Here is a 26,994-nt window from a genome sequence, read left to right as displayed (position 1 = left end):
GCGCCGTGGCGGGCGTCACCGTCGTACCTGCTTGACCTCCGGCGCCGTCGACGGCACGGTTGAGTGCACAAGCGTTCACCAAAATCTGGAGGACCGATGCCCACCGCCACCCTGGTCCAGCGCGTGCTCGGGTCCAAGACCCTGGCGGCGCTCACCACCCCCCACGACGTCGACCGCTACCTCGAGCTGGTCAACCCGATGTGGGCCGCCCGCGAGGTGCGGGCGCAGGTCCTGGAGGTCCGTCGCGAGACCCGTGGCGAGCACCCCGTCGCGACGATCCGGCTCCAGCCCACCGCCACGTGGCGCGGCCACCGCGCCGGGCAGCACGTGCAGGTCGGGGTCGAGGTTCCGGGTGCCCGCCGCACCACGCGCTGCTTCACCATCGCCTCCGCGGCGTCCGAGCCCGGTGAGCCGATCGAGCTCACGGTGCGCGCCCACGCCGAGGGCCTGGTCAGCCGCTACCTCGTCGAGGAGGCGCAGCCCGGCCTGGTGGTGCACCTCAGCCAGGCGCAGGGCGACTTCACGCTCACCGAGAGCCCCGCGACCCCCACCAACAACCACCTGCTCTACGTCACCGGCGGCTCCGGCATCACGCCGGCGATGTCGCACGTGCGCACCCTGCTCCGTGACGGGTACGACGGCCACGCCGGCCGCAAGGTGACCTTCCTGCACTACGCGCGCTCGGCGGAGGACCAGATCTTCGCCGAGGAGCTGCAGCGCATCGCGTGGGCCGACAACGGCGTCCGGGTGCACCTGCGTCACGGCGACGACGTCTTCAGCGAGGCCGCGCTGCGGCGCCTGGTGCCCGACTTCCGCGACACCGACACCTGGGCCTGCGGCCCGGCCGGGATGATGCAGCTCGTCGTCGACGCCTACGCCGGGAGCCCCCGACTGCGCACCGAGCACTTCAAGCTCACCACGGTGCCCGGCGCGGGGGGCTCCGCCGAGGGCGAGGTCAGCTTCACGCGCAGCGGCGCGGGCGCGGCCAACACCGGCGCCTCCCTGCTGGAGCAGGCCGAGGCCCTCGGGCTGACCCCGGAGTTCGGGTGCCGGATGGGCATCTGCTTCTCCTGCGTCTCCCGCAAGAGCGAGGGGACCGTGCGCAACGTGCTCACCGGCGAGGAGTCCTCGCTGCCCGACGAGGACGTGCGCATCTGCGTCTCCGCCCCCGTCGGCGACTGCGCCGTCGACCTCTGACCCACCAGCCCACCGATCCGACCGATCGAGCGAAGGGACACCCCATGACCAGCACCAGCACCCCGACCAGCACCACGACCGGCACTCCCACCGGCAAGGTCCACCTCACCCCCGAGCAGCTTCGGGCCTTCGGCGAGGAGCTCGACGCGATCCGCCAGCGGGTCATCGCCGACCTCGGCGAGGACGACGCGGCGTACATCCGCGACATCGTGGCCACGCAGCGCAAGCTCGAGGTCGCCGGCCGCGCGCTGATGTACCTGCCGCCCGCCTGGCCACTCGCCGTCGCGGCGCTCTCGCTGTCGAAGATCCTCGACAACATGGAGATCGGCCACAACGTGATGCACGGGCAGTACGACTGGATGGGCGACCCCGGCCTGTCGTCGCGGATGTACGAGTGGGACAACGTCTGCCCCAGCGAGCAGTGGAAGTACAGCCACAACTACATCCACCACACCTTCACCAACATCCTCGGCAAGGACCGCGACATCGGCTACGGCGTCCTCCGCATGGACGAGGGCCAGGAGTGGCACCCCTACTACCTCGGCAACCCGCTCTACGCCTTCCTGCTGATGGTCTTCTTCGAGTGGGGCGTGGCGATGCACGACCTGGAGGTCGAGAACATCGTCAGCGGCACCCGCAAGCTGGAGGAGAACAAGGCGCTCCACGCGGGGATCATGCGCAAGGTCAAGCGCCAGGCGCTCAAGGACTACGTCGTCTTCCCGGCGCTGACCGGACCGCTCTTCCCGCTGACGCTGGCCGGCAACGCCGCGGCCAACCTGGTGCGCAACGTGTGGGCCTTCAACATCATCTTCTGCGGCCACTTCCCGGCCGGCGCCGAGACCTTCACGCAGGAGGAGTGCCTCGACACCGTCGACGCCGACGGCAAGCCCGAGGAGTCGCGCGGTCACTGGTACTACCGCCAGGTGCTCGGCTCGGCCAACATCTCCGGCGGCCCGCTCCTCCACCTCCTGTCGGGCAACCTCTCCCACCAGATCGAGCACCACCTCTTCCCCGACCTGCCCGCGCGGCGCTACCCCGAGATCGCCCCCGAGATCCGCGACCTCTGCGCGCGCTACGGGCTGGAGTACACGACCGGCCCGCTGCACCGGCAGCTCTTCAGCGTCGCCAAGAAGATCTGCCGCCTCGCGCTGCCGACGCGGCGTACGTCGACGGACGGCGAGCCGGCGCAGGGCCCTGTGACCGAGCCCATCGCGGCCTGAGCCACCCGTGCGCCACACTGGCCGCACGAGCAGGAGGTGGTCCGCGTGCCCGACGAGCTGAGCAAGAGCGAGATCCGCAAGGACGCCGTCCAGGACGGCGTCACCGCCGCCGCGCAGGCGGTGGGCACGGTGACCGGCATCGTGACGGGCGCCGTGACCGACGTCGCCCGCGCGCTGGGTGGCTTCGCCACCGAGATCTTCGAGATCCGCGACTCCACCAAGCGCGCGCTGCGCGACCACGACCGGGGCGACCACGACCAGGGCGACCACGACGAGGCCCCCGAGGTCTGAGCGACCTCGGGGCCAGCTACTCCAGGTCGTCGTCGGGGTCGTCGAGCCGGGCCAGCCAGGTGGCCAGCCGCTCGACGGCCGCCTCGTGCTCGGGGTGGACGTCGGTGAACTCCTGCAGCCGGTCGGCGAGCCAGGCGATCCCCACCTGCTCCTCGCCCCGTCGCTGCAGCAGCTCCTCGATGCCGCGGTCGGTGAAGTACACCGGTCCTAGTACTTCTGCTCCGCCTGCGACGACGGCTCGGCGAAGGCCTGCCCGAGCAGCGTCTTGAGCTCCTCCTGGTGGCGCTTGGCCTGACCGACCGCCGGGGAGGTCGAGGCCTGGCGCGAGATGACCTCCACCGGCTGCGAGAGCGCGGGGAACATGTTGAGCCGCAGGTGCGGCGCGGGACCCATGTTGACCGGCTCGTCCTGCACCCAGCGCACGTCACGCAGGTTGGGGAAGCGGTCGATCTCGGCCTGCACGTCCTCGGTGGGGTTGGGGTAGAGCTGCTCGACCCGCATGATCGCGGTCGTCAGGTCCTCGCCCTGCTGCTTCGTGCGCTCCACCACCAGGTCCCAGGTCACCCGGCCGCTGCAGAGCAGCAGCGTGTCGACCTTGGCGGGGTCGACCGCCGCGTCGGGGATCGCCGGCTGGAAGGTGCCGCTGGTGAACTCCGCGGGCTGCGAGGCCGCCTCCTTGCGGCGCAGCATCGACTTCGGCGTGAAGACGATGAGCGGCCGGTGCCGGCGGTCGAGCGTGTGCCGGCGCAGCAGGTGGAAGTAGCTCGACGGGCTCGACGGCTGCGCCACCACGAAGGCCTCGTCGGCCGCCATGGTCAAGAAGCGCTCGATGCGCGCCGAGGAGTGGTCGGGCCCCTGGCCCTCGTAGCCGTGCGGCAGCAGCAGCACCACGCCCGACTGCTGGCCCCACTTGGTCTCGCCGGAGGTGATGAACTCGTCGATCACCGTCTGGGCGCCGTTGACGAAGTCGCCGAACTGCGCCTCCCACGCCACCAGGGCGTCGGGCCGGGCCACCGAGTAGCCGTACTCGAAGCCCAGCGCGGCGTACTCGGAGAGCAGCGAGTCGTAGACGTAGAACTTCGCCTGGTCCTCGGTCAGGTTGGACAGCGGCGTCCACTCCTGCGCGTTCTTGCGGTCGATGATCGTGGCGAAGCGGCTCGCGAACGTGCCGCGCCGGGAGTCCTGCCCCGCCAGGCGCACGGTGCGGCCGTCCATCAGCAGCGACCCGATGGCGAGGATCTCGCCGGAGCCCCAGTCGATGGGCCCGTCGGTCATCGACGCCGAGCGCTTCTGCAGCTGCGGCAGCACCTTGGGGTGCACCGTGAAGCCCTCGGGGGCCGAGACGTAGGCGTCGGCGATCCGCTTGAGGGTCTCCGGCGGGATCGCGGTGGTGAACTCCTCGTTGGTCTTCTCGGGGTAGTCCGGCACCGTGGTCCAGCCCTGCGGCGTCGAGGTCGCCTCGCGCACCTCGGTGAAGACGCGCTCGAGCTGCTGCTGGTAGTCCTTGAGGACCTGCTCGGCCTCCTCGAGCGTGATGTCGCCACGACCGATGAGCGACTCGGTGTAGAGCTTGCGCACCGACCGCTTCTGCTCGATCAGGTCGTACATCAGCGGCTGGGTGTACGACGGGTCGTCGCCCTCGTTGTGGCCGCGGCGGCGGTAGCAGACCAGGTCGATGACGACGTCCTTGTTGAAGGCCTGGCGGTACTCGAAGGCCAGCCGGGCGACGCGGATGCACGCCTCGGGGTCGTCGCCGTTGACGTGGAAGATCGGCGCCTGCACCATCCGGGCGACGTCGGTGCAGTAGAGCGAGGAGCGCGAGGCGGCGGGGGAGGTGGTGAAGCCGACCTGGTTATTGACCACCAGGTGCACCGTGCCTCCGGTGCGGTAGCCGCGGAGCTGGCTGAGGTTGAGCGTCTCCGCCACCACGCCCTGACCCGCGAACGCCGCGTCGCCGTGCACCAGCAGCGGCAGCACCGGGAAGGCCTCGCCCTGGTTGAGCACGTCCTGCTTGGCGCGGGCGATGCCCTCCAGCACCGGGTCGACGGCCTCGAGGTGGGAGGGGTTGGCGGCGACCGAGACCTTGACCTTGTCGCCGGCGTCGCTGACGAACTCGCCCTCGGCGCCCAGGTGGTACTTCACGTCGCCGGAGCCCTGCACCGTGCGGGGGTCGATGTTGCCCTCGAACTCGCGGAAGATCTGGCTGTAGCTCTTGCCCACGATGTTGGCCAGGACGTTGAGCCGGCCGCGGTGGGCCATGCCGATCGTGACCTCGTCGAGCCCCGCCTCGGCGGCCGCCTCGCAGATCTCGTCGAGCAGCGCGACCGTGGTCTCGCCGCCCTCGAGGCTGAAGCGCTTCTGGCCGACGAACTTGGTCTGCAGGAAGGTCTCGAAGGCCTCGGCCTGGTTGAGCTTGAGCAGGATCCGCAGCTGCTCCTCGCGCGGGGGCTTGCGGTGCGGCTGCTCCACCCGCTCCTGGATCCAGCGGCGCTGCTCGGGGTCCTGGATGTGCATGTACTCGATGCCGACGGTGCGGCAGTAGGAGTCGCGCAGGATGCCCAGGATGGAGCGCATCTTCATGAAGCGGCGCTCGCCGCCGAAGGAGCCGGTCGCGAACTCGCGGTCGAGGTCCCACAGCGTCAGGCCGTGGCTCTCGACCTCGAGGTCGGGGTGGCTGCGCTGCTTGTACTCCAGCGGGTCGGTGTCGGCCATCATGTGACCGCGCACGCGGTAGGCGTGGATCAGCTCCAGGATGCGCGCCTGCTTGCTGATCTCGTCGTCGTGGTTGGCCGAGATGTCGTTGGACCAGCGGATCGGCTCGTAGGGGATCCGCAGTGCCCGGAAGATCTCGTCGTAGAAGCCCTCCTCGCCGAGCAGCAGCGCGTGCATGCGGCGCAGGAACTCACCGCTCTGCGCGCCCTGGATGACGCGGTGGTCGTAGGTCGACGTCAGCGTCATGACCTTGCTGATCGCGTTGCGCGTCAGCGTCTCCTCCGAGGCCCCCTGGAAGGCCGGCGGGTACTCCATCGAGCCGACGCCGAGGATGGCGCCCTGGCCCTTCATCAGGCGCGGCACCGAGTGGTTGGTGCCGATGGTGCCGGGGTTGGTCAGGCTGATCGAGGTGCCCTGGAAGTCGGCGACGGTGAGCTTGCCGTTGCGCGCCTTGCGCACCAGCTCCTCGTACGCCGTCCAGAACTGCGCGAAGTCCATGTCCTCGGCGGCCTTGATGCTCGGCACGAGCAGCTGGCGGGTGCCGTCGTCCTTGGGCAGGTCGATGGCCAGGCCGAGGTTGATGTGCGCCGGAGTGATCAGGGTGGGCTTGCCGTCGACGACGTCGAAGCCGACGTTCATCTCCGGCATCGAGCGCAGCGCCTTGACCAGCGCGAAGCCGATGAGGTGGGTGAAGGACACCTTGCCGCCGCGTGCCCGGGCGAGGTGGTTGTTGATGACGATGCGGTTGTCCCACAGCAGCTTGACCGGCACGGAGCGGACGCTGGTGGCGGTCGGGACGGTGAGGCTGGCGTCCATGTTGGCCGCCGTGCGGGCCGGGGCGCCTCTGAGCACGGTGTAGGTGGGCTCCGCCTTGGCCGGGACGCTGTCGCCGTCGCTGCCGGAGTCGCCCGTGGCCGGGGACTTCGCGGTGGTGGGAGCCGACTTCTTCGGGGCCGCCTTGCGCTCGGCGGCCTTCGTGGCCGAGGAGCGGGTGTCGGCGGTGCTCGGCTTGGCCGGCTGCTCGGACTTCTGCTCCGCCTTCTTCTGCTCGACCTTCTTCTCGGCCTTCTGCTGCACCGGCTCCTGCTCAGCCGCCTCGCTCTCGGTCCGTGCCTCGGAGGCGGCTCGCGGGGCCTCCTGGTCCGCGTCGGCGGCCTTGCTGACGCCGTTGCCGTTGCCGCCGGGAGCGCCGTCCTTGTCGAAGAAGTCCCACCACACCTTGTCGACGCTCTGGGGGTCCTTGCGGTAGCGCTCGTACATCTCCTCGACGAGCCATTCGTTGGCTCCGAATCCAGACAGTGCGGTGTCTTCGGATGAGTCCGGCACGGCTCGCTTCGCCTCTTCCAAGCAGGGGTGGATGACCACCTCAAGGCTAGTCCCCCCGCGTGCGCGCAGGGAACCGCGGTCCGTACGCGTGCGTAGCCAGCGCGCGGTGTCGTGAGGCGACGTCCCGCGATGTGGTCAGAATCGGACATTTTGTGAACTAAAGGATGCGTTATCCGTCCGCATATGCCAGGCTTGTCCTATTCCAGTCGGGGGACCGGTCTCAAGGAGGAACAGCAATGCGGACCCACATGGTGCACGGCGGCGGCAGCTCCGCCCTGCGTCGACTCGTCGTGACCGTGACCGCCACCCTGGTGGCGCTGGCCGGCCTCGCGGTGCCCGCGACGGTGGTCGCCGCGCCGGCCCACGCCGGCTCCGGGGCACGTCACGTCAGTGCCGACTTCGACGCCCAGGTCGTCTACTGGACCAACGTGGTCCGCAAGCGCAACGGCCTGAAGCCGCTGAAGCCGCGGACCTGCATCGAGCGCTTCGCCTACCGGCACACCAAGCGCCTCGCGGCCCGCGACGCCTTCTACCACCAGGCGCTGCGCCCGGTGCTGAACAAGTGCGGCATGCGCACGGTGGGGGAGAACATCGCCTACCGATCGCCCTCGATGACGGGCCGGCAGGCCGTCCGCATGTGGCGGCTCTCGCCCGGCCACCGCGCCAACATGCTGGCCAAGAAGTACAAGTACATCGGCGTCGACGCCTTCCGCTCCTCGCGCACCGGCCGGGTCTACGCCGGCCAGGTCTTCGGCGGCTGACTCCCCACCGCTCTGACGACGCCGGGCCCGCGGCACACGCCGCAGGCCCGGCGTCCTCGTCGTCTCTGATGACCGGTATGGAGGGTTTTCGCCCACCCCGGTGACCCGCGCGCAACAGCCATGGGCCAGAGTGCACGGCGGCGTTCTCGCCCCCGAGACCGCCGTGCCCGTCGCTGCCGGCCCGGAGGAGGACCGCACCCACGACACCGGAGTTGCCATGCACTGCACGCGGGGGGCCCACGTCAGGAGTACCAACCACCATGTCGATCCTCGTCTCCACCGGTCCCGGGACCGGTGGCATGCCTCGACTCGTCACCGTCGTCGTCGCGGCCCTCGCCGTCGTCGCCGCTCTCGTCCCGGTCACCACGCTGACGGCGCCACCCGCCGAGGCGGCGTCCGGCGCCCGCAAGGTCAGCGCCAGCTTCGACCAGCAGGTCCTGCACTGGACCAACGTCGAGCGCAAGAAGCGCGGCCTCCGGGCGCTGCAGATGCGGGAGTGCGTCAAGCGCTTCGCCTACCGCCACACCAAGCGGATGGCCTCCCGTGACCGGCTCTACCACCAGCAGCTGCGCCCCGTGATGCGCAAGTGCCACGCCAGCCGCGCGGCCGAGAACGTCGCCTGGGGCTCCTCGGGGATGAGCGCGCGCTCCCTGGTCAAGCGCTGGATGAAGTCCCCGGGCCACCGCCGCAACATCCTCTCGCGCCAGCACGGCCGCATCGGCATCGACGCCTGGCGCTCGTCCTCCACCGGCCGCGTCTACGTCGCCCAGGTCTTCCGCGGCTGACCGCCGAGACGTCACTCCCTGACCGCCGAGAGGTCAGTGCTTGACCGCCGAGAGGTCACTGCCTGACGGCCGACAGGTCACTGCCTGACCGCCGTGAGGCTGGGACGTCAGGGAGTGACGTCTCGAGTGTCACGGAGTGACGTCTCGCGGGTCAGGGAGTGACGTCTCGGCGAGGTGCGGGGGCGCCTCCGGCAGGATTCGAACCTGCGACACCTGGTACCGGAAACCAGTGCTCTATCCCCTGAGCTACGGAGGCCAGCGCCACGGACGTGTCCGCGGCGCGACCCCGAACAGTACCGGGCACTCCGCCCGTCCTGGCAACCGGTGCCGCCGATACCCTGGGGCCGTGACTCCCCAGCAGCTGTCGGAGGCCGTCGTCGAGGCCCTCACCACCCTCGTCGAGGCAGGTGGTCTCACCCTGCCCGACGGCGTTCCGAGCGAGGTCACCGTCGAGCGGCCGCGCCAGCGCAGCCACGGCGACTACGCCACCAACGTGGCGCTGCAGCTGGCCAAGCGGGCCGGGGTCGCGCCCCGGGCGCTCGCCGAGCAGCTCGCCGAGCAGCTCCGGGAGGCGCCCGGCGTCGCGGACGTCGAGGTCGCGGGACCCGGCTTCCTCAACATCAGCGTCGAGGCGGGCGCGCAGGGCCAGGTGGCGGCGGCGGTCGTCGAGGCCGGGGCGTCGTACGGCGCCTCGCAGGTGCTGGCGGGCCAGCGCTTCGACGTCGAGTTCATCTCCGCCAACCCCACCGGTCCGCTGCACCTCGGCCACACCCGCTGGGCGGTGGTCGGCGACGCGATCGCGCGGGTGCTGGCCGCGGCGGGTGCGGAGGTGACGCGCGAGTTCTACATCAACGACCGCGGCAACCAGATGAACCTCTTCGGCGCCTCGCTCGAGGCCGCGGCGCTCGGCCTGCCCGTGCCCGACGACGGCTACCACGGGGCGTACGTCGCCGACCTCGCCCGCCAGGTGGTCGAGGCCAACCCCGGGATCCTGGAGCTGCAGGGCGAGGAGCGCACCGTCGCCTTCCGCGAGGCGGGCTACGCGCTGCAGCTGCGCGAGCAGCAGCAGCAGCTCGAGTCCTTCAACACCCACTTCGACGTGTGGTTCTCCGAGCGGCAGCTGCACGACGAGGGGGCGGTCGAGCACGCGCTCGAGGTGCTCGAGAAGCAGGGTCACCTCTTCGAGGCCGACGGCGCGCTGTGGATGCGCACCAGCGCCTTCGGCGACGACAAGGACCGGGTGCTGCGGCGCAGCAACGGCGAGCTGACCTACTTCGCCTCCGACGCGGCGTACTACGTCAACAAGCGCGAGCGCGGCTTCGACGTGTGCCTCTACCTCCTCGGCGCCGACCACCACGGCTACGTCGGGCGGCTCAAGGCCATGGTGGCCTGCGCCGGCGACGACCCCGAGCGCAACATCGAGGTGCCGATCGGCCAGCTGGTCAAGATCGTGCGCGGTGGCGAGGAGGTGCGGCTCTCCAAGCGCGCCGGCACCATCGTCACCCTCGGCGAGCTGGTCGACCTGATCGGCGTCGACGCACTGCGCTACTCGCTGGCGCGCTACCCGGCCGACTCCCCGCTGACGCTCGACATCGAGCAGATCACCCGACAGTCGAGCGACAACCCGGTCTTCACCGTGCAGTACGCCCACGCCCGCGTCGCGAGCCTGCTGCGCAACGCGGCCGACCTCGGCGTCGAGGCCGCCTCGCACCCCGAGCTGCTCGACCACGAGAAGGAGGGCGAGCTGCTCCGCGCGCTCGCCGACTTCCCCAAGGTCGTGGCCAGCGCCGCCGACCTCCGCGAGCCGCACCGCGTCGCCCGCTACCTGGAGTCGCTCGCCGGCACCTACCACCGCTTCTACGACAGCTGCCGCGTGCTGCCCAGGGGTGACGAGGAGACGACCGACCTCCACCGCGCCCGGCTGCTGCTCGTGCAGGCGACCCGCACGGTGCTCGCCAACGGCCTCGGCCTGCTCGGCGTCAGCGCGCCGGACCGGATGTAGCGGTCTCCCAGGCCACCTCCACGCGGCCGGGCTTGCGGAAGACCAGACCGGTGGGGGGCTCCGCCCGCACCAGCCGTACGCCGGGGAGCGCGGCGACCGCCTGCACCGCGACGCGCGCCTCGAGCCTCGCCAGGTCCATCGCCAGGCAGGTGTGCGGACCGCGGGCGAAGGCGAGCTGGTCGCGCAGCCGGGGTCGGTGCGGGTCGAAGCGGTCGGGGTCGGCGAAGACCTCGGGGTCGCGGTTGGCGGCCGCCAGCGAGACCCGCAGCAGGTCGCCGCGGGCCACCGCGGCGCCGTGCAGCGAGACGTCGCGCGTGGCGTAGCGGTCGACGACGGCGGCGGCGGGCTCCAGCCGCAGCGACTCCTCGACCACCGCCGTGGCGGCGCCGGCGTCGTCGCGCACCAGGTCGAGCACACCGGGCTGCCCCAGCAGGTGCGAGACCGCGTTGAGGATCATCCCCTCCGAGGTCTCGATGCCGCCGAAGAGCATCACCGCGGCGTCGGAGACGACCTCGGCCGGCGAGAGCGTGGCGCCGGCCCCGCGGAGCACGCTGTCGTGCCCGGTGCTGTGCCGCAGCTGCTCGGCGAGCTGGGTCATGGCGGCATCCGCGGCCGGGCCCGGCGTGCGGCCCGCGCTGAGGTCGGAGACGGCGTCGACCAGGGCGGCGTACCAGCCCAGCACGGTGTCGGCGTCGACGTCGACGAGGTCGAGCACGCGGGCCATCACCTGCACCGAGAGCGGTCCGGCCAGCGCCGGCCGCAGGTCGGCGCCGCCCCCTGGCGTCACGCGTGCGAGCAGGTCGTCGGCCAGCGCCCGCGTCGCCGTCGCGTGGCGCTGCTCCACCCGGCTCGGCCGGTACGCCGCTGCGAAGGGCCGGCGGTGCCGGCGGTGCTCGGCGCCGTCGGTGGAGAGCATGCTCGGACCCACCACCCGGCCGGTGCTGAAGCGTGGGTCGTCGACGGTGAAGGCCTCGGCGTCGCGCATCACCTCGACCGCGGCGGCGTACCCGGTCACGAGCCACCCGCCCACCGCGTCGACGCGGACCACGGGCCCCTGCGCGCGCAGCGCCGCGAGGTGGGTCGCGGCGTCCGGTCCGGCGAGCTCCTCGGCGCTCGGTCCACGTGTCGTCACCCGCGCAGTCAAGCCCATGGCCGTCGCTACGCTGATGGGGTGCGCGCACACGAAGCCGGCTGGGCCCACGCGGCCGTCTCCGTCAGGGGCCCCGCGTGGCTGCGCGACCCCGCCGACGTCAACGTGCTGGTCCCGCAGCTGTGGTCGACGACCGCCCGCAAGGTCGACGGCGTGCTCCACGTCGGCGGCCTGGCGCTGACCGACCTCGTCGCGGAGCACGGGTCGCCGGCGTACGTGCTCGACGAGGTCGACTTCCGCCGCCGGGCGGGCGCCTTCCGCGACGCCTTCGCGGGCTTCGACGTCTTCTACGCCGGCAAGGCGTTCCTCTGCTCCCAGGTCGCGCGGTGGGTCGAGGAGGAGGGGCTCCACCTCGACGTGTGCACCGCGGGCGAGCTCGCGGTCGCCGAGCGCGCCGGCTTCCCGATGGAGCGCGTCGGCTTCCACGGCAACAACAAGTCCGACGCCGAGCTGCGCACCGCGCTCGAGCTGCAGGTCGGCCGCATCGTCGTCGACTCCTTCCAGGAGATTGAGCGGCTCGAGCGGCTCACCGCGCAGACGGGTCGGCAGGCGCGCGTGATGGTGCGGGTCACGGCGGGCGTCGAGGCGCACACCCACGAGTACATCGCCACCGCCCACGAGGACCAGAAGTTCGGCTTCTCCATCAGCAGCGGCGACGCCCTCGCCGCCGTGCGTCAGGTGCAGGACGCCGCCGGGCTGGAGCTGCTGGGGCTGCACTCCCACATCGGCTCGCAGATCTTCGACTCCTCCGGCTTCGAGGTGGCGGCCCGGCGGGTGCTCGCCCTGCAGCAGCAGGTCTCCGAGGAGCTGGGCGTGCAGCTGCCCGAGATGGACCTCGGCGGCGGCTTCGGCATCGCCTACACCACCCAGGACGACCCGTCCGACCCCGCTCAGCTCGCGACCGAGATGCGCAAGATCGTCGACGACGAGTGCCGCGCCCGCGGGCTGGAGGTGCCGCGCCTGTCCATCGAGCCGGGACGCGCCATCGTCGGTCCGGCCGTGTGCACGGTCTACGAGGTCGGCACGGTCAAGGCCGTCGAGCTCGACGGCGGTGCCGTGCGCACCTACGTCTCCGTCGACGGCGGCATGAGCGACAACATCCGCACCGCGCTGTACGACGCCGACTACTCCTGCACCCTGGCCAGCCGTGCCTCCGAGGCGCCGCCGCTGCTCTCGCGGCTGGTCGGCAAGCACTGCGAGGCGGGCGACATCGTGGTCAAGGACGAGTTCCTGCCCGGCGACGTGGCGCCCGGCGACCTCGTCGCCGTGCCGGGCACCGGCGCCTACTGCCGCTCCATGGCAAGCAACTACAACCACGTGCCCCGACCCGCCGTCGTCGCGGTGCGCGACGGCCGGGCGCGCGTCGTCGTACGCCGCGAGACGGTGCAGGACCTGCTGGCCCTCGACGTCGACCCCACCGACTGAGGTGCCGAGCACCGGACGTGTCCGGTGCTCGGGGGTCCCGGGGTGCGAGACTGGCCCGCGATGGCTGAGAACGTGAACGAGAACAACGCGGTGCGGGTGGCCCTGCTGGGCTGCGGCGTCGTCGGGTCGCAGGTCGCCCGGCTGCTGCTCGAGCAGGCCGACGACCTCGCGGCGCGCGTCGGCGCGCCCGTCGAGCTGGTCGGCGTCGCAGTACGCCGCCTGGGGCTGCAGCGCGACGTCGAGCTGCCCGAGTCGCTCCTGACCACCGACGCCGAGGCGCTGGTCGCCCGCGACGACGTCGACGTCGTGGTCGAGCTGATCGGCGGCATCGAGCCGGCGCGCGGCTTGATCCTCAGCGCGCTGGCCCACGGCGCGAGCGTCGTCTCGGCCAACAAGGCGCTGCTCGCCGAGGACGGCAGCACGCTCTTCGCCGCGGCGGAGGAGGCCGGGCGCGACCTCTACTACGAGGCCTCGGTCGCCGGCGCGATCCCGATCCTGCGGCCGCTGCGCGAGTCGCTCGCCGGCGACCAGGTGACGCGGGTGCTGGGCATCGTCAACGGCACCACCAACTACATCCTCGACGCCATGGACACCTCCGGGGCCGGCTTCCACGACGCGCTCGAGCAGGCGCAGGCACTCGGCTACGCCGAGGCCGACCCCACGGCCGACGTCGAGGGCTTCGACGCCGCCGCCAAGGCCGCGATCCTGGCCAGCCTCGCCTTCCACACCCGGGTGACCGCCGCCGACGTGCACCGCGAGGGCATCGCCGAGGTGACCGCCGCCGACGTGGCCTCCGCCGCCGAGATGGGCTGCGTGGTCAAGCTCCTGGCGATCTGCGCGCTCGAGGACGGCCCCGACGGCCCCGCGGTCTCGGCGCGGGTCCACCCCGCGATGATCCCGCGCAGCCACCCGCTGGCCAGCGTGCGCGAGGCCTACAACGCCGTCTTCGTCGAGAGCGAGGCGGCCGGCCAGCTGATGTTCTACGGCCCGGGCGCCGGCGGCTCCCCGACGGCGAGCGCGGTCATGGGCGACCTCGTCACGGTGGCCCGCAACCGGCGCGAGGACGTGCGGGGCGCGGGCGAGTCGGCGTACGCCGACCTCCCGGTGCTCGACATGGGGCAGACCGAGACCCGCTACCACGTGCAGCTCGACGTCGACGACAAGGCGGGCGTGCTGGCGGCGGTCGCGCTGGCCTTCGCCGAGCACGACGTCTCCATCCAGACCGTGCGGCAGGAGGGCCGGGGCGACGACGCGCAGCTCGTCGTGGTCAGCCACCGCGCCAGCGACGCCGACCTCGCCGCGACCGTCGAGACGCTGCGGGGGATGCCGCACGTGCGCGACGTCTCCTCGGTGATGCGCGTGGAGGGCGAGTCGGAATGACGGGGACGACCGGCGTGACCGGAGGGACCACCACGCGGCAGTGGCGGGGCGTGCTCGAGGAGTACCGCCACCGCCTCGACATCCCCGCCGACACCCCGACCATCACGCTGCGCGAGGGCGGCACCCCCCTCGTCGACTCGCCGTGGCTCTCCGAGGTCACGGGCGGCGAGGTGTGGCTCAAGGTCGAGGGCGACAACCCCACCGGGTCCTTCAAGGACCGCGGCATGACCGTGGCGCTCTCGGTCGCCGTCGGGGAGGGCGCCCAGGCCGTGGTCTGCGCCTCCACCGGCAACACCTCGGCGTCGATGGCGGCGTACGCCGCGCGCGCGGGCGTCAAGCCGCTGGTGCTGGTGCCGCAGGGCAAGATCGCGGCCGGCAAGCTCGCCCAGGCGATCGTGCACGGCGCCCAGGTGATCATGGTGCGCGGCAACTTCGACGACTGCCTGCGACTCTCGCGCGGGCTCGCCGACCACTACCCGGTCTCGCTCGTCAACTCGGTCAACCCGATGCGGCTGCAGGGCCAGAAGACCGCGTCGTTCGAGGTCGTCGACGCGCTCGGCGACGCCCCCGACCTGCACGTGCTGCCCACCGGCAACGCCGGCAACATCTCGGCGTACTGGCTGGGCTACCGGGAGGCGCACGAGGCGGGGGAGGCGACCCGTCGCCCCGTGATGCGTGGCTGGCAGGCCGCCGGCGCGGCACCGCTGGTGCACGGCGCCCCCGTGAGCGACCCCGAGACGGTCGCCTCGGCCATCCGCATCGGCAACCCGGCCTCGTGGTCGCTGGCGACCGCCGCCGCCGAGGAGTCGGGAGGCAGCTTCCGCGCGGTCGACGACGACCAGATCCTGCACGCGCAGCACCAGCTGGCCTCGCGCGACGGCGTCTTCGTCGAGCCCGCCTCGGCCGCCGGGGTGGCCGGTCTGCTGCTCGAGGCCTCGGAGGGGGTGCGCCACGACGGCCGCCGGATCGTGGTCACGGTGACGGGCCACGGCCTCAAGGACGTCGACACCGCGCTCTCGACCTTCACCGACCTCGTCGACACCGTGTGCGACGCCGACGTCGACGCGGCGGCCGAGGCCGCCGGCCTGCGCTGAGGCCCGCCGCGTGAGCGATCCCGTGAGCGGTGCCGGTCCGCGCGACGGCGCCACCTGGACCGAGGGCCCCGTCGCCGTCGAGGTGCCCGCGACCACCGCCAACCTGGGCCCGGGCTACGACTGCCTCGGTCTGGCCCTCGAGCTCACCGACACCCTGGTCGGCGAGGTCACCGAGGCCGGGCTGGTGGTCGAGGTCGACGGCGAGGGCGCCGGCGACGTCGCCCTCGACGAGACCCACCTCGTGGTCCGGGCGATGCGCCGCTACTTCGAGGAGGTGGGGGTGCAGCCCCCGGGGCTGCGGCTGCACTGCACCAACCGGATCCCGCACAGCCGAGGGCTCGGCAGCTCCTCGGCGGCGATCGTGGGCGGCCTGGTGCTCGCGCGGGCCCTGCTCGCCGCCGACGTGCGCTCGGCCGGACCCGACCTGCTCGCGCTCGCGGCCGAGATGGAGGGGCACCCCGACAACGTCGCGCCGGCGCTGCTCGGGGGCCTGGCGATCTGCGGCCAGCGGGGTGACGAGGTGTGGTCGACCGTGCACGAGGTGACCGGCCGCGTGGTCGTCGTCGTGCCGCCCCACGGCGTCCGCACCGAGCTGGCCCGGGGGCTGCTGCCCGACTCGGTCCCGCACGCCGTCGCGGCGCAGAACTCCGGCCGGGCCGCGCTGCTCGGCGCCCACCTCGTCGGCAGCGCGGGTCGCCCCTCCTCGCGGGTGCTGCTGCTCGCGACGCAGGACTTCCTGCACCAGGAGTACCGCCGTCCCGCCATGCCGGACTCCCTCGACCTGGTGGCGGCGCTGCGCGCCCTGGGCGTGCCGGCGGTGATCTCCGGCGCGGGTCCCACGGTGCTGGCGTTCGTGTGCGACGACGAGAAGCACGTCTGGTACTCCGAGCAGGAGCAGGTCGACCTGGTCCGCGAGACCGCCCCCGACGGGTGGCTCACCCTCGAGCAGGCCGCCGGGGGACCAGGAGCGCGCGTGCTAGCGTGACGCCCGCGACACGTCCGGTGCGGCCTCAGCGCCGCCCGATGCCACGTGACGTCGCACCGCCCACCGCGTACCGCCGGTCGCGGGTGCTCCCCGCTCCCGCTGCTCGTGGCGGCGAGGGTCGGTGCACCGGACCTGATCCATCCTGCAACGGCCGCAGGCGTCTGCCGCGGCCCCGTCCGGGGGAGGACCCCGCATGACCGACACCGCCGACACGACCGCCGGCAGCACCGACGCGCCCCCGGCCAGCGGCCGCCGCAAGGCGGGCCTGGAGGGCATGCTGCTCCCCGAGCTCAAGCAGATCGCCTCCGGGCTCGGCCTGAGGGTCTCCGGCCTGCGCAAGGGGCAGCTCGTCGAGGCCATCAAGGCCCACCAGTCCGGGGGCCAGGGCGGTCGCTCCGCCGCCCCGTCGCCCGACCGCGCCGAGCCGGCGGGTGCCGAGGCCGTGGCCGCGGAGCGCCGGGAGCGTCGCGCCCAGCAGGCCACGGCGCCGTCGCAGGAGCCCGCCCCCGTCGCCGAGCGGGAGCGCGAGGAGCGGCCCGCGTCGTCGGACCAGCAGCAGCCCGAGCAGGGTCGCGAGCGCCGGCAGCAGGCACGCCGCCAGGACGGCGAGGCCAAGCAGGACGGCCAGGGCAGGCAGGACGGCCAGCCCAAGCAGGACGGCCAGCCCAAGCAGGACGGCCAGGGCATGCAGGGCAGGAAGTCGGACGGCCAGGACGAGCGTCAGAACGAGCGCCAGAACGACCGGCAGGGCGACCGCCAGAACGACCGCCAGAACGACCGGCAGGGCGACCGGCAGAGCGACCGCCAGAACGATCGGCAGAACGAGCGGCAGGGCGACCGCCAGAGCCAGCGGCAGAGCGACCGCCAGAACGAGCGCCAGAACGACCGGCAGAGCGACCGCCAGAACGACCGGCAGAACGAGCGCCAGAACGACCGCCAGAACGACGACGACGACGAGCAGGGCGGCAGCCGGCGCAACCGCCGGCGTCGCGGTCGCGACCGCCAGGGCAACCAGCCGCAGCAGTCGAGCCAGGGCGGCGGCCAGAGCGGCGGCCAGAGCGCCTCGAGCGGGAGCCAGGGCGGCCACCGTCGCGAGCCCGACCTGCAGATCCTCGAGGACGACGTGCTGGCGCCCTGCGCCGGGATCCTCGACCTGATGGACAACTACGCCTTCGTGCGCACCAGCGGCTACCTGCCCGGGTCCGAGGACGTCTACGTCTCGATGTCGATGGTCCGCAAGCACGGCCTGCGCCGCGGTGACGCCGTCGCCGGCCAGGTCCGGCAGCCCCGGGAGGGGGAGCGCCGCGAGAAGTTCAACCCGCTCGTGCGCATCGACAGCGTCAACGGCGGCGACCCCGACGTCGCCGTCCACCGCGTCGACTTCGCCAAGCTCACGCCGCTGCACCCCTCCGAGCGGCTGCGCCTGGAGACGGCCCCCGGCGAGCTGGTCGGCCGCGTGGTCGACCTGGTGGCTCCCGTCGGCAAGGGACAGCGTGGTCTCGTCGTCGCCCCGCCGCGGTCGGGCCGCACCGCGGTGCTCCAGGCGATGGCGCACGCGCTGACCACCAACCACCCCGAGTGCCACCTGATGATGGTGCTGGTCGACGAGCGTCCCGAGGAGGTCACCGACTTCGAGCGCTCGGTCAAGGGTGAGGTGATCAGCTCGACCTTCGACCGCCCGCCGTCCGACCACACCCTGGTGGCCGAGCTCGCGCTCGAGCGGGCCAAGCGGCTGGTCGAGCTGGGTCACGACGTCGTGCTCCTGGTCGACGGGCTGACCCGGCTCGGCCGCGCCTACAACCTCTCCGCGACGGGCAACGGGCGCACGCTGCCGGGCGGGGTCGACATCGGCTCGCTCTACCCGACCAAGCGGTTCTTCGGGGCGGCGCGCAACGTGGAGAACGGCGGCTCGCTGACCATCGTCGCGACCGCACTCGTCGAGACCGGCTCCAGCATCGACGAGGTCCTCTTCGAGGAGCTGCGCGACAGCGGCAACCTCGAGCTGCGGCTGCGCAGCGACCTCGCCGAGAAGCAGCTCTCGCCCGCGGTCGACGCGGTCAGGTCGGGGACCCGGCACGCCGAGCACCTGGTGGGCGAGGAGGAGCTGGCGATCCTGGCCGACCTGCGGCGCTCGCTGGCGGCGTCCGACGACGCGACGGCGCTCGAGACCCTGCTGGAGCGGATGCGTGGCACCTCCACCAACCTGGAGCTGTTGCGCCAGGTGCAGCGGGACCACCGGCTCTGAGCGGCGGCGTCCGACCCGTGAGACGCGCGAGCGGCCGATGACGGCGGCGCGCGTCGTCCGAGGGAGGATGTCGGGCCGGAGCACCGTCCGATATGCCCACGCAGACGGCACTGGTGTAGATATGCTGTCCTGCGGAAGACACGACGAGAAAGCACGGGTGACATGGCGCGCATCGTGATCGCGGACGACGACGCGGACATCCGCGAGCTGGTCGTCTTCAAGCTCCGGCACGGCGGGCACGACGTCGTGCCGGTCGGCGACGGTGCGGCCGCCGTGGAGGCCTGCACGGCCGAGAAGCCCGACCTGGTGATCCTCGACGTGATGATGCCCGGCATGAGCGGCCTCGACGCCGCCCGCGCCCTGCGCCAGGACGCCGCGATGGACGGTCTGCCGATCATCATGCTGACCGCGCGTGCCCAGGAGAGCGACATCGAGCAGGGCTTCGAGGCGGGCGCCGACGACTACATCGTCAAGCCCTTCAGCCCCCGCGAGCTGGCCTCCCGCGTGTCCGCGGTCCTCGCCCGCCGCTGAGCCACGGAGCCACGGCGCCCACGGAGGCGCCCACGGAGGCGCCCTGCGCGGCCCACGCGGGCGCGGAACAGATCGCGCGGGCGTGGCGTTGAGCCCACCGTCGAGGTCCGCCGCCCACGATTCGCGCCGCAGGCGCTGCGGGTGGCAGACTTCTCCGCTGGCGCCGGTTCACGCCGACGGTCCGTCCTGACCGCCGTGCGACCCGGTGCTCCACTCGTGAGAGGACACCATGAAGAAGGACATCCACCCGCAGTACACCGAGACCCAGGTGCGCTGCACCTGTGGCAACTCGTTCACCACGCGCAGCACCCAGGCCAGCGGCGAGATCCGCGCCGAGGTCTGCTCCAACTGCCACCCGTTCTACACGGGCAAGCAGAAGATCCTCGACACCGGCGGCCGCGTCGCCCGCTTCGAGGCTCGCTACGCCAAGAAGCAGGCCAAGTAGCTCGCGCGGAGGTGCTGGTCCCAGCGGGTCACCGGTGCGACCAGCACTTCCCACCTGCTCCCCGAGCAGGCACGTGGCCGACCCGCCAGCTGGCTGGCGGGACCGACAGGTAGGCGGGAGCGATCCGTGTTCGACGCCGTCTCCGCGCTCGAGCGGGAGTACGCCGAGGTCGAGGAGCGCCTGGGCGACCCGGCCGTCCACAGCGACCCGGTGCTGGCCCGACGGCTCGGCCAGCGGTACGCCGAGCTGGGCGCCGTCGTGCGCGCGCACGCGGAGTGGCAGCGCCTCGGCGACGACCTGGAGGCCGCCCGTGAGCTGGCGGGGGAGGACGAGGCCTTCGCGGCCGAGGCCACCCAGCTCGCGGCCCGCCGCGCCGAGGCCGAGGAGCGGCTGCGCCACCTCCTGGTGCCGCGCGACCCCGCCGACGGCAAGGACGTCCTGCTCGAGGTGAAGTCCGGCGAGGGCGGGGAGGAGTCGGCGCTCTTCGCCGCCGACCTGCTGCGGATGTACTCCCGCTACGCCGAGCGCCGCGGCTGGACCACCGAGGTGCTCGACGCCACCGAGTCCGACCTCGGTGGCTACAAGTCGGTGACCGTGGCCGTCAAGGCCAAGGGCACCCCCGAGCCGGGCGAGGCGCCGTACGCCCTGCTGAAGTTCGAGGGCGGCGTGCACCGCGTGCAGCGGGTGCCGGTCACCGAGAGCCAGGGCCGCGTCCACACCAGCGCCGCGGGCGTGCTCGTCTTCCCCGAGGCCGAGCAGGTCGACGTCGTGGTCGACGACAACGACCTGCGCATCGACGTCTTCCGCTCCAGCGGACCCGGCGGCCAGAGCGTCAACACCACCGACTCCGCCGTGCGCATCACCCACCTGCCCTCGGGCATCGTGGTGAGCTGCCAGAACGAGAAGTCGCAGCTGCAGAACCGCGAGCAGGCGATGCGGATCCTGCGGGCCCGGCTGCTCGCGGCGGCGCAGGAGGCCGCCGACGCCGAGGCCAGCGACGCCCGGCGCTCGCAGGTGCGCACCGTCGACCGCTCCGAGCGGATCCGCACCTACAACTACCCGGAGAACCGCATCTCCGACCACCGCACCGGCTACAAGTCCTACGACCTCGACCGGGTGCTCGACGGCGACCTGCAGGCCGTCGTCGACTCCAGCGTCGAGGCCGACACCGCCGCCCGGCTCGAGGCGCTCGGCGAGTGAGCGCGATCGTGACGGCGCGTGCCCTCGTGCGCGACGCCGCCGCGAGGCTCGCCGCGGCGGGGGTCGCCAGCCCCGAGCACGACGCCGCCGAGCTGCTCGCCCACGTGCTGGCCACCACCCGCGGCCAGCTGCCCCTGGTCGACGCGGTTGCCCCCGCCGACGAGGCGGCGTACGGCGCCCTGGTCGCGCGCCGCAGCGCGCGCGAGCCGCTGCAGCACCTCACCGGCACCACCTCCTTCCGCCACGTCGACCTGGTCGTCGGGCCGGGCGTCTTCTGCCCGCGTCCCGAGACCGAGCTGCTCGCCGGCTGGGCGATCGAGCACGCCGGCCCGGGTGTCGTCGTCGTCGACCTGTGCACGGGCTCGGGTGCGATCGCACGCAGCGTCCTCGACGAGGTCCCCGGCGCCGAGGTCCACGCGGTCGAGCTCGACCCGTCGGCCCACGGCTGGGCCGAGCGCAACCTCGAGGGCACGGGGGTCGACCTGCGGCTCGGCGACATGGCCGACGCCTTCGGCGACCTCGACGGGGGCGTCGACGTCGTGGTGTGCAACCCGCCCTACGTCCCGCTGGAGGCCTACGACGGGGTGGCTCCCGAGGCCCGCGACCACGACCCGGCACTCGCGCTCTGGTCGGGCGACGACGGCCTCGACGCGATGCGCGTGCTGGAGCGGGTGGCCGCCCGGCTGCTGCGTCCCGGCGGCGTCGTGGGGGCCGAGCACGCCGACGTGCAGGGGAGCAGCGCGGTGTCCGTCTTCGCCGCCACCGGACGCTGGCGCGACGTGCGCGACCACCGCGACCTGGCAGGTCGTCCACGCTTCGTGACGGCGCGACTGGCACCATGAGCGGCGTGGCCGAGCTCTACGACCTCTCCGACCCCGAGTCCCGCGAGCGCGGGTTGGCGGCCGCCGTCAGCTCCTGCCGCAAGGGGCGGCTCGTGGTGCTGCCCACCGACACCGTCTACGGCATCGGGGCCGACGCCTTCGACGCCGACGCGGTGCGCCGGCTGCTGGAGGCCAAGGGTCGCGGTCGTGAGATGCCGCCGCCCGTGCTCGTCTCGACCCCGACGACCCTCGACGCGCTGACCACCGAGGTGCCGGCCTGGGTTAAGGGCCTGGTCGCGGAGTGCTGGCCCGGCCCGCTGACGGTCGTGTGCCGCGAGCAGCCCTCGCTGCGCTGGGACCTCGGCGAGACGATGGGCACGGTCGCCGTGCGGATGCCCGACGACGAGGGGGCGCTCGACCTGCTGGGCCGCACCGGGCCGCTGGCCGTCTCGTCGGCCAACCTCACCGGGCGCCCGGCGGCCTCGACCGCCCAGGAGGCCGAGGAGATGCTCGGCGACGCCGTCGCGGTGATCCTCGACGGCGGCCCCCGGGGCGAGCAGCCCGGAGACCGGCTCGCCTCCACCATCCTCGACTGCACCACCGAGACCCCCCGTGTGCTGCGCGAGGGCGCGCTCGCACTCGCCGAGCTCCGCCGGCTGCTCGAGGGCCTCGGCGCCTCGACCGAGGAGCTCGGCGACCCCGACGGCGACCCCGGCAGCGAGGCCGGCAGCGACCCCCACAGGGACGCCGGGGAGGCGTGACCCGGGGTGCGTGAGTACCTGGCCGTCTTCCTGGTGGCGAGCACGGTCAGCTACCTGCTGTGCGTGGTCGCCCGCGAGGCGGCGATCCGCTCCGGCGCCGTGGCGCGGGTCCGCGACCGCGACGTCCACGCCACGCCGATCCCGTACTTCGGGGGAGTGGCCATGCTCGGTGGGCTGGCGGCCGGGCTCCTGCTGGCCTTCCACCTGCCCTTCCTCTCCACCTCCCAGCCGACCGTGCTGCACGACTCGATGTGGGTGCTCGCCGCCGGCGCCATGATCTGCCTCGTCGGCGTGGTCGACGACCTGATCGAGCTCGACGCCCTGACCAAGCTCGGCGGCCAGATCCTGGCGGCCGGGGTGCTGGTGCTCAACGAGGTCCGGCTCTACTCGCTCAACACCCCGGAGTGGCTCGGTCTCGGACAGCTCACCCTCGACCCGACGCAGGCCCAGCTGCTCTCGGTCGTGCTCATCGTCGGCACCATGAACGCCGTCAACTTCGTCGACGGCCTCGACGGCCTCGCCGGCGGGGTCGTGCTGATCGGCGCCGGTGCCTTCTTCGTCTTCTCCTACTCCCTGGCCGCCTTCAACGGCGAGACGCTCGCGATCACCGCCGCCGTGCTCTGCGCCGCGATGGGCGGCGCCTGTGCCGGCTTCCTGCCGCACAACTTCTTCCCCGCGCGGATCTTCATGGGTGACTCCGGCTCGATGCTGCTGGGCCTGGTGCTGGCCGGGTCGGCGCTCACGCTGACCGGGCAGTTCGCCACGGTGACGGTCGAGCGCGACGGCGGGACCGGCGACTCGACGCTGATCCTGCTGCTGCCGATCCTGCTGCCCATCACCATCCTGCTGGTGCCGCTGGTCGACCTCGTGCTGGCGGTGCTGCGCCGCACGCGCCGCGGGCAGGCCTTCTACCAGCCCGACAAGGAGCACCTGCACCACCGGCTGCTCGAGATCGGCCACAGCCAGCGCCGGGCCGTCTTCATCATGTGGCTGTGGGCGGGGCTGGTGGCCTTCGGCGGCGTGCTGATCGGGCTCTACCGCGGTCCGCTCACCTACGGGACCCTCGCCGCGGGGCTGGTCCTCACCGTCGTGCTGACCTTCGTGGTGCCCCGGGTGCAGCGTCCGCAAGCGCTGCAGGGGTGAGGCGGGCCCGCGCGATTGGCGGCCCGAGCAGCGCTTGTGCTACTTTTCACAAGCACCGACGACCGCCTGGTTCCCGCTCACGCAGCGGGGCCCGACGACGCAGATGAGGCCGCCGATGACGACGACCGCCGCAGACCAGGGCAGCCCCACGAGGGCGCCCCGCCGGGGCTGGACCCCGGTGCTGGTCACGGTCGCGATCGGGCTGGTCCTCGGTGTCGCCGCCGCCGTCACCACCGGCGCCCCGGGTGTCTGGGGCGTGCTGGTCGGTGTCGTGCTCACCTGCGCCTCCCTCGGCCTGGGCAGCGTCGTGCTCGCCTGGGTGACGGAGGTGTCGCCCGCGATGTCCCTCGTCGTGGCGCTGATGACCTACACCCTGCAGGTGGTCCTGCTGCTCGCGGCGTACGTCGTGCTGCAGAGCTCCGCGGAGGCCCGCGACGCCGTCGCGGGCCCGTGGCTGGGCGGCACCGTGATCGCCACCACCGTGGTCTGGCTCGCGCTGCAGGTCAGGGGCCTGATGCGCTCGCGCCAGCCCTACTTCGACCTCCCCTCCGACACGGCTCGCACGACCTCCCCCGAGGACGCGTCCGCCGGCCCGGAGGTGGGTACGACGTGAGTCCCCACCACTGCTATTGTCCGGAGCGCGATGTCACAGCAGGAGCCCCTGTCTGCCGGCACCGACCCCGAGCAGACGCCGAGACAGGGTGGAGGCGACCCCTGGCAGGCATTCGGCTACGTGGTCGCGGGCGTGGCGTTCTACGGATTCCTGGGCTGGCTGCTGGACCGATGGTGGGGGACCTCGTTCCTGGTGGCCGTCGGCATCCTGGTGGGCGCCGGCCTCGGCATCTACATGACCTTGAAGCGGTACGGCCTCCTGGGCACGCCGCTCGACGAGCACCAGCAGCGCAGGACTGAGGAGAGAGAGTGAGCGTCCTCGACGTGATCCAGGCCCCGACCGCCGTGCAGCCCCTCGCCGCCTCCGGCGAGGGCGGCGAGTTCGTGGCCCCCGGTCCCGGCAGCTTCGAGCTCCCGCCGTGGGCGGAGGTCGCCGGGTTCGGCCTGACCAAGTCGATGCTGCTGATCGTCCTCTCGGCGGTCATCATCATCGGCTTCACCTACGCCGCGTCCCGCAAGTCCGCGGTCGTGCCGGGGCGGCTGCAGTTCGCCGGTGAGGCGGTCTACGGCTTCGTGCGCAACACGCTGGCCCGCGACAACATCGGCAGCGAGCACTTCATGAAGTTCGTGCCCTACCTGTTCTCGCTCTTCCTCTTCATCCTGGTCAACAACTACTACGGGATCATCCCGTTCCTGCAGTTCCCGACCTTCTCGCGCATCGGCTACATCGTCCCGCTGGCGCTGATCGCCTGGTTCACCTACATCGGCGTGGGCATGTGGAAGCACGGCGTGCTCGGCTACTTCAAGCACGCGACCATGCCGGGCGGCGTCAAGGGCCCGATCCTGATCCTGCTGGTGCCGCTGGAGTTCTTCTCCAACATCCTGGTGCGCCCCGTCACGCTGACGCTGCGACTCTTCGGCAACATGTTCGCCGGCCACCTGCTGCTGATCCTCTTCGCCACCGGTGGCGCTGCGCTGCTCTCCAGCGGCAACCTGCTCTACGGCGCGGTGGGCATCCTCTCCTTCGGTCTCGGCATCGGCGTCAGCTTCCTCGAGGCGCTGGTGATGTTCCTGCAGGCCTACGTCTTCACGCTGCTGACCTCGATGTACATCGGCGAGGCCCTCGCCGACGAGCACTGAGGCTCGCGCAGCCCGCGTTCCACAACTGCACACCCCGCAAGTCTCGCCAGATAAGTCGGCACCAGTTCCGGTGCCGAACGACGAAAGGAAAAAGCCGTGGAAGGCTCCATCAACCTGGTCGGTCTCGGCCTCTCGGCCATCGGCCCCGGTGTCGGCATCGGCCTGATCTTCGCCGCGTTCATCTCCGGCGTCGCCCGCCAGCCCGAGGCGCAGAGCCGGCTGCAGTCCATCGCCATCCTGGGCTTCGTGCTCGCCGAGGCGCTGTTCATCATCACCGTCGCGCTCGCGTTCGTCCTGCCACTCTGACGACGCAACCCCTAGGAGCCCTGACATGGACGTGACAAGCCTGGTGCCTGTCCCGATGGCAGCGGAGGGTCACAGCCCCCTGATGCCGGTCCTCTCCGAGGTCATCCTCGGCCTGATCGTCTTCGCGATCGTGTTCTTCGCGATCCGCAAGTTCGTCGTGCCGAACTTCGAGAAGGCCTTCGCCGAGCGCACCTCGGCCATCGAGGGCGGCTTGGCCTCCGCCGAGACCAAGCAGGCCGAGGCCGACGCCAAGCTCGCCGAGCTCGAGGCGCAGCTGGCCGACGCCCGTCACGAGGCCGCGCGCATCCGCGAGGAGGCTCGCGAGCAGGGCGCCCAGATCGTCGCCGAGATGCGGGAGCAGGCGCAGTCCGAGTCCAGCCGCATCGTCGAGCACGGCAAGGCGCAGATCGAGGCGGAGCGCCAGCAGGCGCTCACCTCCCTGCGGGCCGAGGTCGGCACGCTCGCGACCTCGCTGGCCGGTCGCATCGTCGGCGAGGCCCTCGAGGACGACGACCGCTCCACGCGCGTGGTCGACCGCTTCCTGGCCGACCTGGAGCTCCACGAGGAGTCGCGCGGCGCGGGGAGCGACGCGTAATGGCAGCCGACCTGCGTGGCGCCTCCGCCGACGCCCTCGACGCCCTCACCTCCCACGTGGACGGTGTCGGCGGCGCGGACGCCGCGCGGACCGGTGACGACCTCTTCGCGGTCGCCGGCCTGCTGCGCTCGGAGCCCGCGCTGCGGCGGGTCGCGACCGACGTCTCCACCGAGGGGTCGGCCAAGGCCGGCCTGCTGCGCTCGGTGCTGGAGGGCAAGGTCTCCGAGACGGCGCTCGGCATCGTGACCGACGCCGTCCAGCGGCGGTGGACCCGCCCGCGTGACCTCGCGGACGCCCTGGAGCACCTCGGTGTCATCGCGGTGGTCCGGTCCTCCGACGACGACGCGGGTCGGCTGGCCGACGAGCTCTTCGCGGTGCGCCGCCTGGTCGACGGCGACGGCGAGCTGCGCTCAGCGCTCGGCGACCCGGCCCGCAGCGCGGCCGACAAGGGTGCGCTGCTCGAGCAGCTGCTGTCGGGTCGCACCCTCGACGCCACCCGGCGCCTGGCCCGCCAGGCCCTCGCCGGCAGCTACCGCAACGTCTCGCTCGCCCTCGAGGCCTTCGAGCGGGTCGCGGCGTCGGTGCGCGACCAGCGGGTCGCCACCGTGCGGGTGGCCCAGCCGCTCGCCGACGGCGAGCGCGACCGGCTGCAGAGCGCGCTGTCGCGCAGCTACGGCCGGCAGGTGCACCTCGACGTCGTGGTCGACCCCGAGGTCCTCGGCGGCATGCGCGTCGAGATCGGTGACGACGTCATCGACGGCACCGTCTCCGCCCGCCTCGACGAGGCCCGACGCAAGCTCGCCGGCTGATCCCGCCACCACCCTCGGCCGGCCCCCACACCTTCATCGATCGCACCAGAGAGTAGGG

26 protein-coding genes and 1 tRNA gene are annotated in these 26,994 nt (G+C 72.5%); 23 read left to right on the top strand and 4 right to left on the bottom strand.

The genetic code is table 11. The annotated features are described in order from the left end of the window. Positions 1-96 precede the first annotated feature (96 nt). Genes IG63_RS0102035 through IG63_RS20330 form a run of 3 tightly spaced genes read left to right on the top strand, consistent with a single transcriptional unit; the run spans position 97 to position 2,708 of the window. Positions 97-1,197, top strand: coding sequence for a ferredoxin reductase (locus IG63_RS0102035; protein ID WP_030482714.1), 1,101 nt, complete (start codon positions 97-99; stop codon positions 1,195-1,197). Positions 1,198-1,241: 44 nt separating this feature from the next. Continuing rightward, a complete protein-coding gene (locus tag IG63_RS0102030) occupies positions 1,242-2,417 on the top strand; it encodes a fatty acid desaturase family protein (RefSeq protein WP_051706043.1) in 1,176 nt (391 codons plus the stop codon). Positions 2,418-2,462: 45 nt separating this feature from the next. Then, positions 2,463-2,708 carry a hypothetical protein gene (locus tag IG63_RS20330; RefSeq protein ID WP_030482712.1) on the top strand — a complete coding sequence of 82 codons (246 nt, stop codon included), beginning with the start codon at positions 2,463-2,465 and terminating at the stop codon, positions 2,706-2,708. A gap of 16 nt (positions 2,709-2,724) precedes the next feature. Here IG63_RS20330 and IG63_RS0102020 read toward each other — a convergent pair whose 3' ends face one another. Next, positions 2,725-2,910 carry a DUF6104 family protein gene (locus tag IG63_RS0102020; RefSeq protein WP_030482711.1) on the bottom strand — a complete coding sequence of 62 codons (186 nt, stop codon included), beginning with the start codon at positions 2,908-2,910 and terminating at the stop codon, positions 2,725-2,727. Positions 2,911-2,915: 5 nt separating this feature from the next. After that, complete coding sequence (locus IG63_RS0102015) at positions 2,916-6,746, bottom strand: multifunctional oxoglutarate decarboxylase/oxoglutarate dehydrogenase thiamine pyrophosphate-binding subunit/dihydrolipoyllysine-residue succinyltransferase subunit (protein WP_030482710.1); 3,831 nt, start codon at positions 6,744-6,746, stop codon at positions 2,916-2,918. Positions 6,747-6,982: 236 nt separating this feature from the next. Here IG63_RS0102015 and IG63_RS0102010 point away from each other — a divergent pair, with 236 nt between their 5' ends. Further along, a complete protein-coding gene (locus tag IG63_RS0102010; protein WP_030482709.1) occupies positions 6,983-7,507 on the top strand; it encodes a CAP domain-containing protein in 525 nt (174 codons plus the stop codon). Between the two features lie 260 nt (positions 7,508-7,767). Further along, positions 7,768-8,292 carry a CAP domain-containing protein gene (locus IG63_RS21235; RefSeq protein ID WP_030482708.1) on the top strand — a complete coding sequence of 175 codons (525 nt, stop codon included), beginning with the start codon at positions 7,768-7,770 and terminating at the stop codon, positions 8,290-8,292. A gap of 183 nt (positions 8,293-8,475) precedes the next feature. On the opposite strand, the gene IG63_RS0102000 is transcribed toward IG63_RS21235, so the two are convergent. Next, a tRNA-Arg gene (locus tag IG63_RS0102000) sits at positions 8,476-8,548 on the bottom strand. Positions 8,549-8,638: 90 nt separating this feature from the next. Between IG63_RS0102000 and argS the strand changes: the two genes are divergently transcribed. Next, positions 8,639-10,294, top strand: coding sequence for an arginine--tRNA ligase (argS, locus tag IG63_RS0101995; RefSeq protein ID WP_030482707.1), 1,656 nt, complete (start codon positions 8,639-8,641; stop codon positions 10,292-10,294). Here argS and IG63_RS0101990 read toward each other — a convergent pair. Next, positions 10,272-11,426, bottom strand: coding sequence for a cytochrome P450 (locus tag IG63_RS0101990; RefSeq protein WP_030482706.1), 1,155 nt, complete (start codon positions 11,424-11,426; stop codon positions 10,272-10,274). The two genes, argS and IG63_RS0101990, sit on opposite strands and share 23 nt — an antisense overlap. 39 nt (positions 11,427-11,465) lie before the next feature. Here IG63_RS0101990 and lysA point away from each other — a divergent pair, with 39 nt between their 5' ends. From lysA to IG63_RS0101900, 17 genes are all read left to right on the top strand, one after another. After that, positions 11,466-12,869, top strand: a complete 1,404-nt coding sequence (lysA, locus tag IG63_RS0101985) for a diaminopimelate decarboxylase (protein WP_030482705.1) — start codon at positions 11,466-11,468, stop codon at positions 12,867-12,869. A 60-nt stretch (positions 12,870-12,929) separates the two neighbouring features. Continuing rightward, positions 12,930-14,249: a homoserine dehydrogenase gene (locus IG63_RS0101980; protein ID WP_030482704.1), complete on the top strand. Its 1,320-nt coding sequence runs from the start codon at positions 12,930-12,932 to the stop codon at positions 14,247-14,249. A 14-nt stretch (positions 14,250-14,263) separates the two neighbouring features. Continuing rightward, on the top strand, positions 14,264-15,343 hold the full coding sequence (thrC, locus tag IG63_RS0101975) for a threonine synthase (protein ID WP_030482703.1): 1,080 nt from the start codon (positions 14,264-14,266) through the stop codon (positions 15,341-15,343). Between the two features lie 10 nt (positions 15,344-15,353). Then, positions 15,354-16,328 carry a homoserine kinase gene (thrB, locus tag IG63_RS0101970; RefSeq protein WP_245604258.1) on the top strand — a complete coding sequence of 325 codons (975 nt, stop codon included), beginning with the start codon at positions 15,354-15,356 and terminating at the stop codon, positions 16,326-16,328. Between the two features lie 193 nt (positions 16,329-16,521). Then, positions 16,522-18,573, top strand: coding sequence for a transcription termination factor Rho (gene rho / locus IG63_RS0101965; RefSeq protein WP_030482701.1), 2,052 nt, complete (start codon positions 16,522-16,524; stop codon positions 18,571-18,573). A 162-nt stretch (positions 18,574-18,735) separates the two neighbouring features. Continuing rightward, positions 18,736-19,104, top strand: a complete 369-nt coding sequence (locus IG63_RS0101960; RefSeq protein WP_030482700.1) for a response regulator transcription factor — start codon at positions 18,736-18,738, stop codon at positions 19,102-19,104. A 229-nt stretch (positions 19,105-19,333) separates the two neighbouring features. Then, on the top strand, positions 19,334-19,549 hold the full coding sequence (gene rpmE / locus IG63_RS0101955) for a 50S ribosomal protein L31 (RefSeq protein ID WP_030482699.1): 216 nt from the start codon (positions 19,334-19,336) through the stop codon (positions 19,547-19,549). 126 nt (positions 19,550-19,675) lie between these two features. Then, positions 19,676-20,749, top strand: a complete 1,074-nt coding sequence (gene prfA / locus IG63_RS0101950) for a peptide chain release factor 1 (RefSeq protein WP_030482698.1) — start codon at positions 19,676-19,678, stop codon at positions 20,747-20,749. Beyond that, positions 20,746-21,591, top strand: coding sequence for a peptide chain release factor N(5)-glutamine methyltransferase (prmC, locus tag IG63_RS0101945; RefSeq protein ID WP_084596491.1), 846 nt, complete (start codon positions 20,746-20,748; stop codon positions 21,589-21,591). Before prfA ends, prmC begins: the two co-directional genes overlap by 4 nt. Positions 21,592-21,596: 5 nt before the next feature. Beyond that, the gene (locus IG63_RS0101940; protein ID WP_245604256.1) at positions 21,597-22,331 is read left to right on the top strand and encodes an L-threonylcarbamoyladenylate synthase; all 735 of its coding nucleotides are present in this window, start codon (positions 21,597-21,599) and stop codon (positions 22,329-22,331) included. Between the two features lie 6 nt (positions 22,332-22,337). Beyond that, positions 22,338-23,474 carry a glycosyltransferase family 4 protein gene (locus tag IG63_RS0101935; RefSeq protein WP_036194151.1) on the top strand — a complete coding sequence of 379 codons (1,137 nt, stop codon included), beginning with the start codon at positions 22,338-22,340 and terminating at the stop codon, positions 23,472-23,474. Between the two features lie 115 nt (positions 23,475-23,589). Further along, a complete protein-coding gene (locus IG63_RS0101925; RefSeq protein ID WP_157209978.1) occupies positions 23,590-24,087 on the top strand; it encodes a Cg1360 family ATP-synthase-associated protein in 498 nt (165 codons plus the stop codon). A 30-nt stretch (positions 24,088-24,117) separates the two neighbouring features. Beyond that, a complete protein-coding gene (locus IG63_RS0101920) occupies positions 24,118-24,399 on the top strand; it encodes an AtpZ/AtpI family protein (protein WP_084596490.1) in 282 nt (93 codons plus the stop codon). Continuing rightward, positions 24,396-25,226, top strand: coding sequence for a F0F1 ATP synthase subunit A (gene atpB / locus IG63_RS0101915; RefSeq protein ID WP_245604254.1), 831 nt, complete (start codon positions 24,396-24,398; stop codon positions 25,224-25,226). Before IG63_RS0101920 ends, atpB begins: the two co-directional genes overlap by 4 nt. A gap of 96 nt (positions 25,227-25,322) precedes the next feature. Then, positions 25,323-25,532 carry an ATP synthase F0 subunit C gene (gene atpE / locus IG63_RS0101910; protein WP_030482691.1) on the top strand — a complete coding sequence of 70 codons (210 nt, stop codon included), beginning with the start codon at positions 25,323-25,325 and terminating at the stop codon, positions 25,530-25,532. A 25-nt stretch (positions 25,533-25,557) separates the two neighbouring features. Then, positions 25,558-26,127 (top strand): F0F1 ATP synthase subunit B, encoded by a 570-nt coding sequence (locus tag IG63_RS0101905; RefSeq protein ID WP_036194149.1) that lies wholly within the window; start codon positions 25,558-25,560, stop codon positions 26,125-26,127. Continuing rightward, positions 26,127-26,936 (top strand): F0F1 ATP synthase subunit delta, encoded by an 810-nt coding sequence (locus IG63_RS0101900; protein ID WP_051706040.1) that lies wholly within the window; start codon positions 26,127-26,129, stop codon positions 26,934-26,936. Before IG63_RS0101905 ends, IG63_RS0101900 begins: the two co-directional genes overlap by 1 nt. Positions 26,937-26,994: the final 58 nt, after the last annotated feature.

Source organism: Nocardioides aequoreus (assembly GCF_000720335.1).
In the GTDB taxonomy this organism is placed as follows: domain Bacteria; phylum Actinomycetota; class Actinomycetes; order Propionibacteriales; family Nocardioidaceae; genus Marmoricola; species Marmoricola aequoreus.
This window is presented reverse-complemented; position numbering and strand designations above follow the sequence as displayed.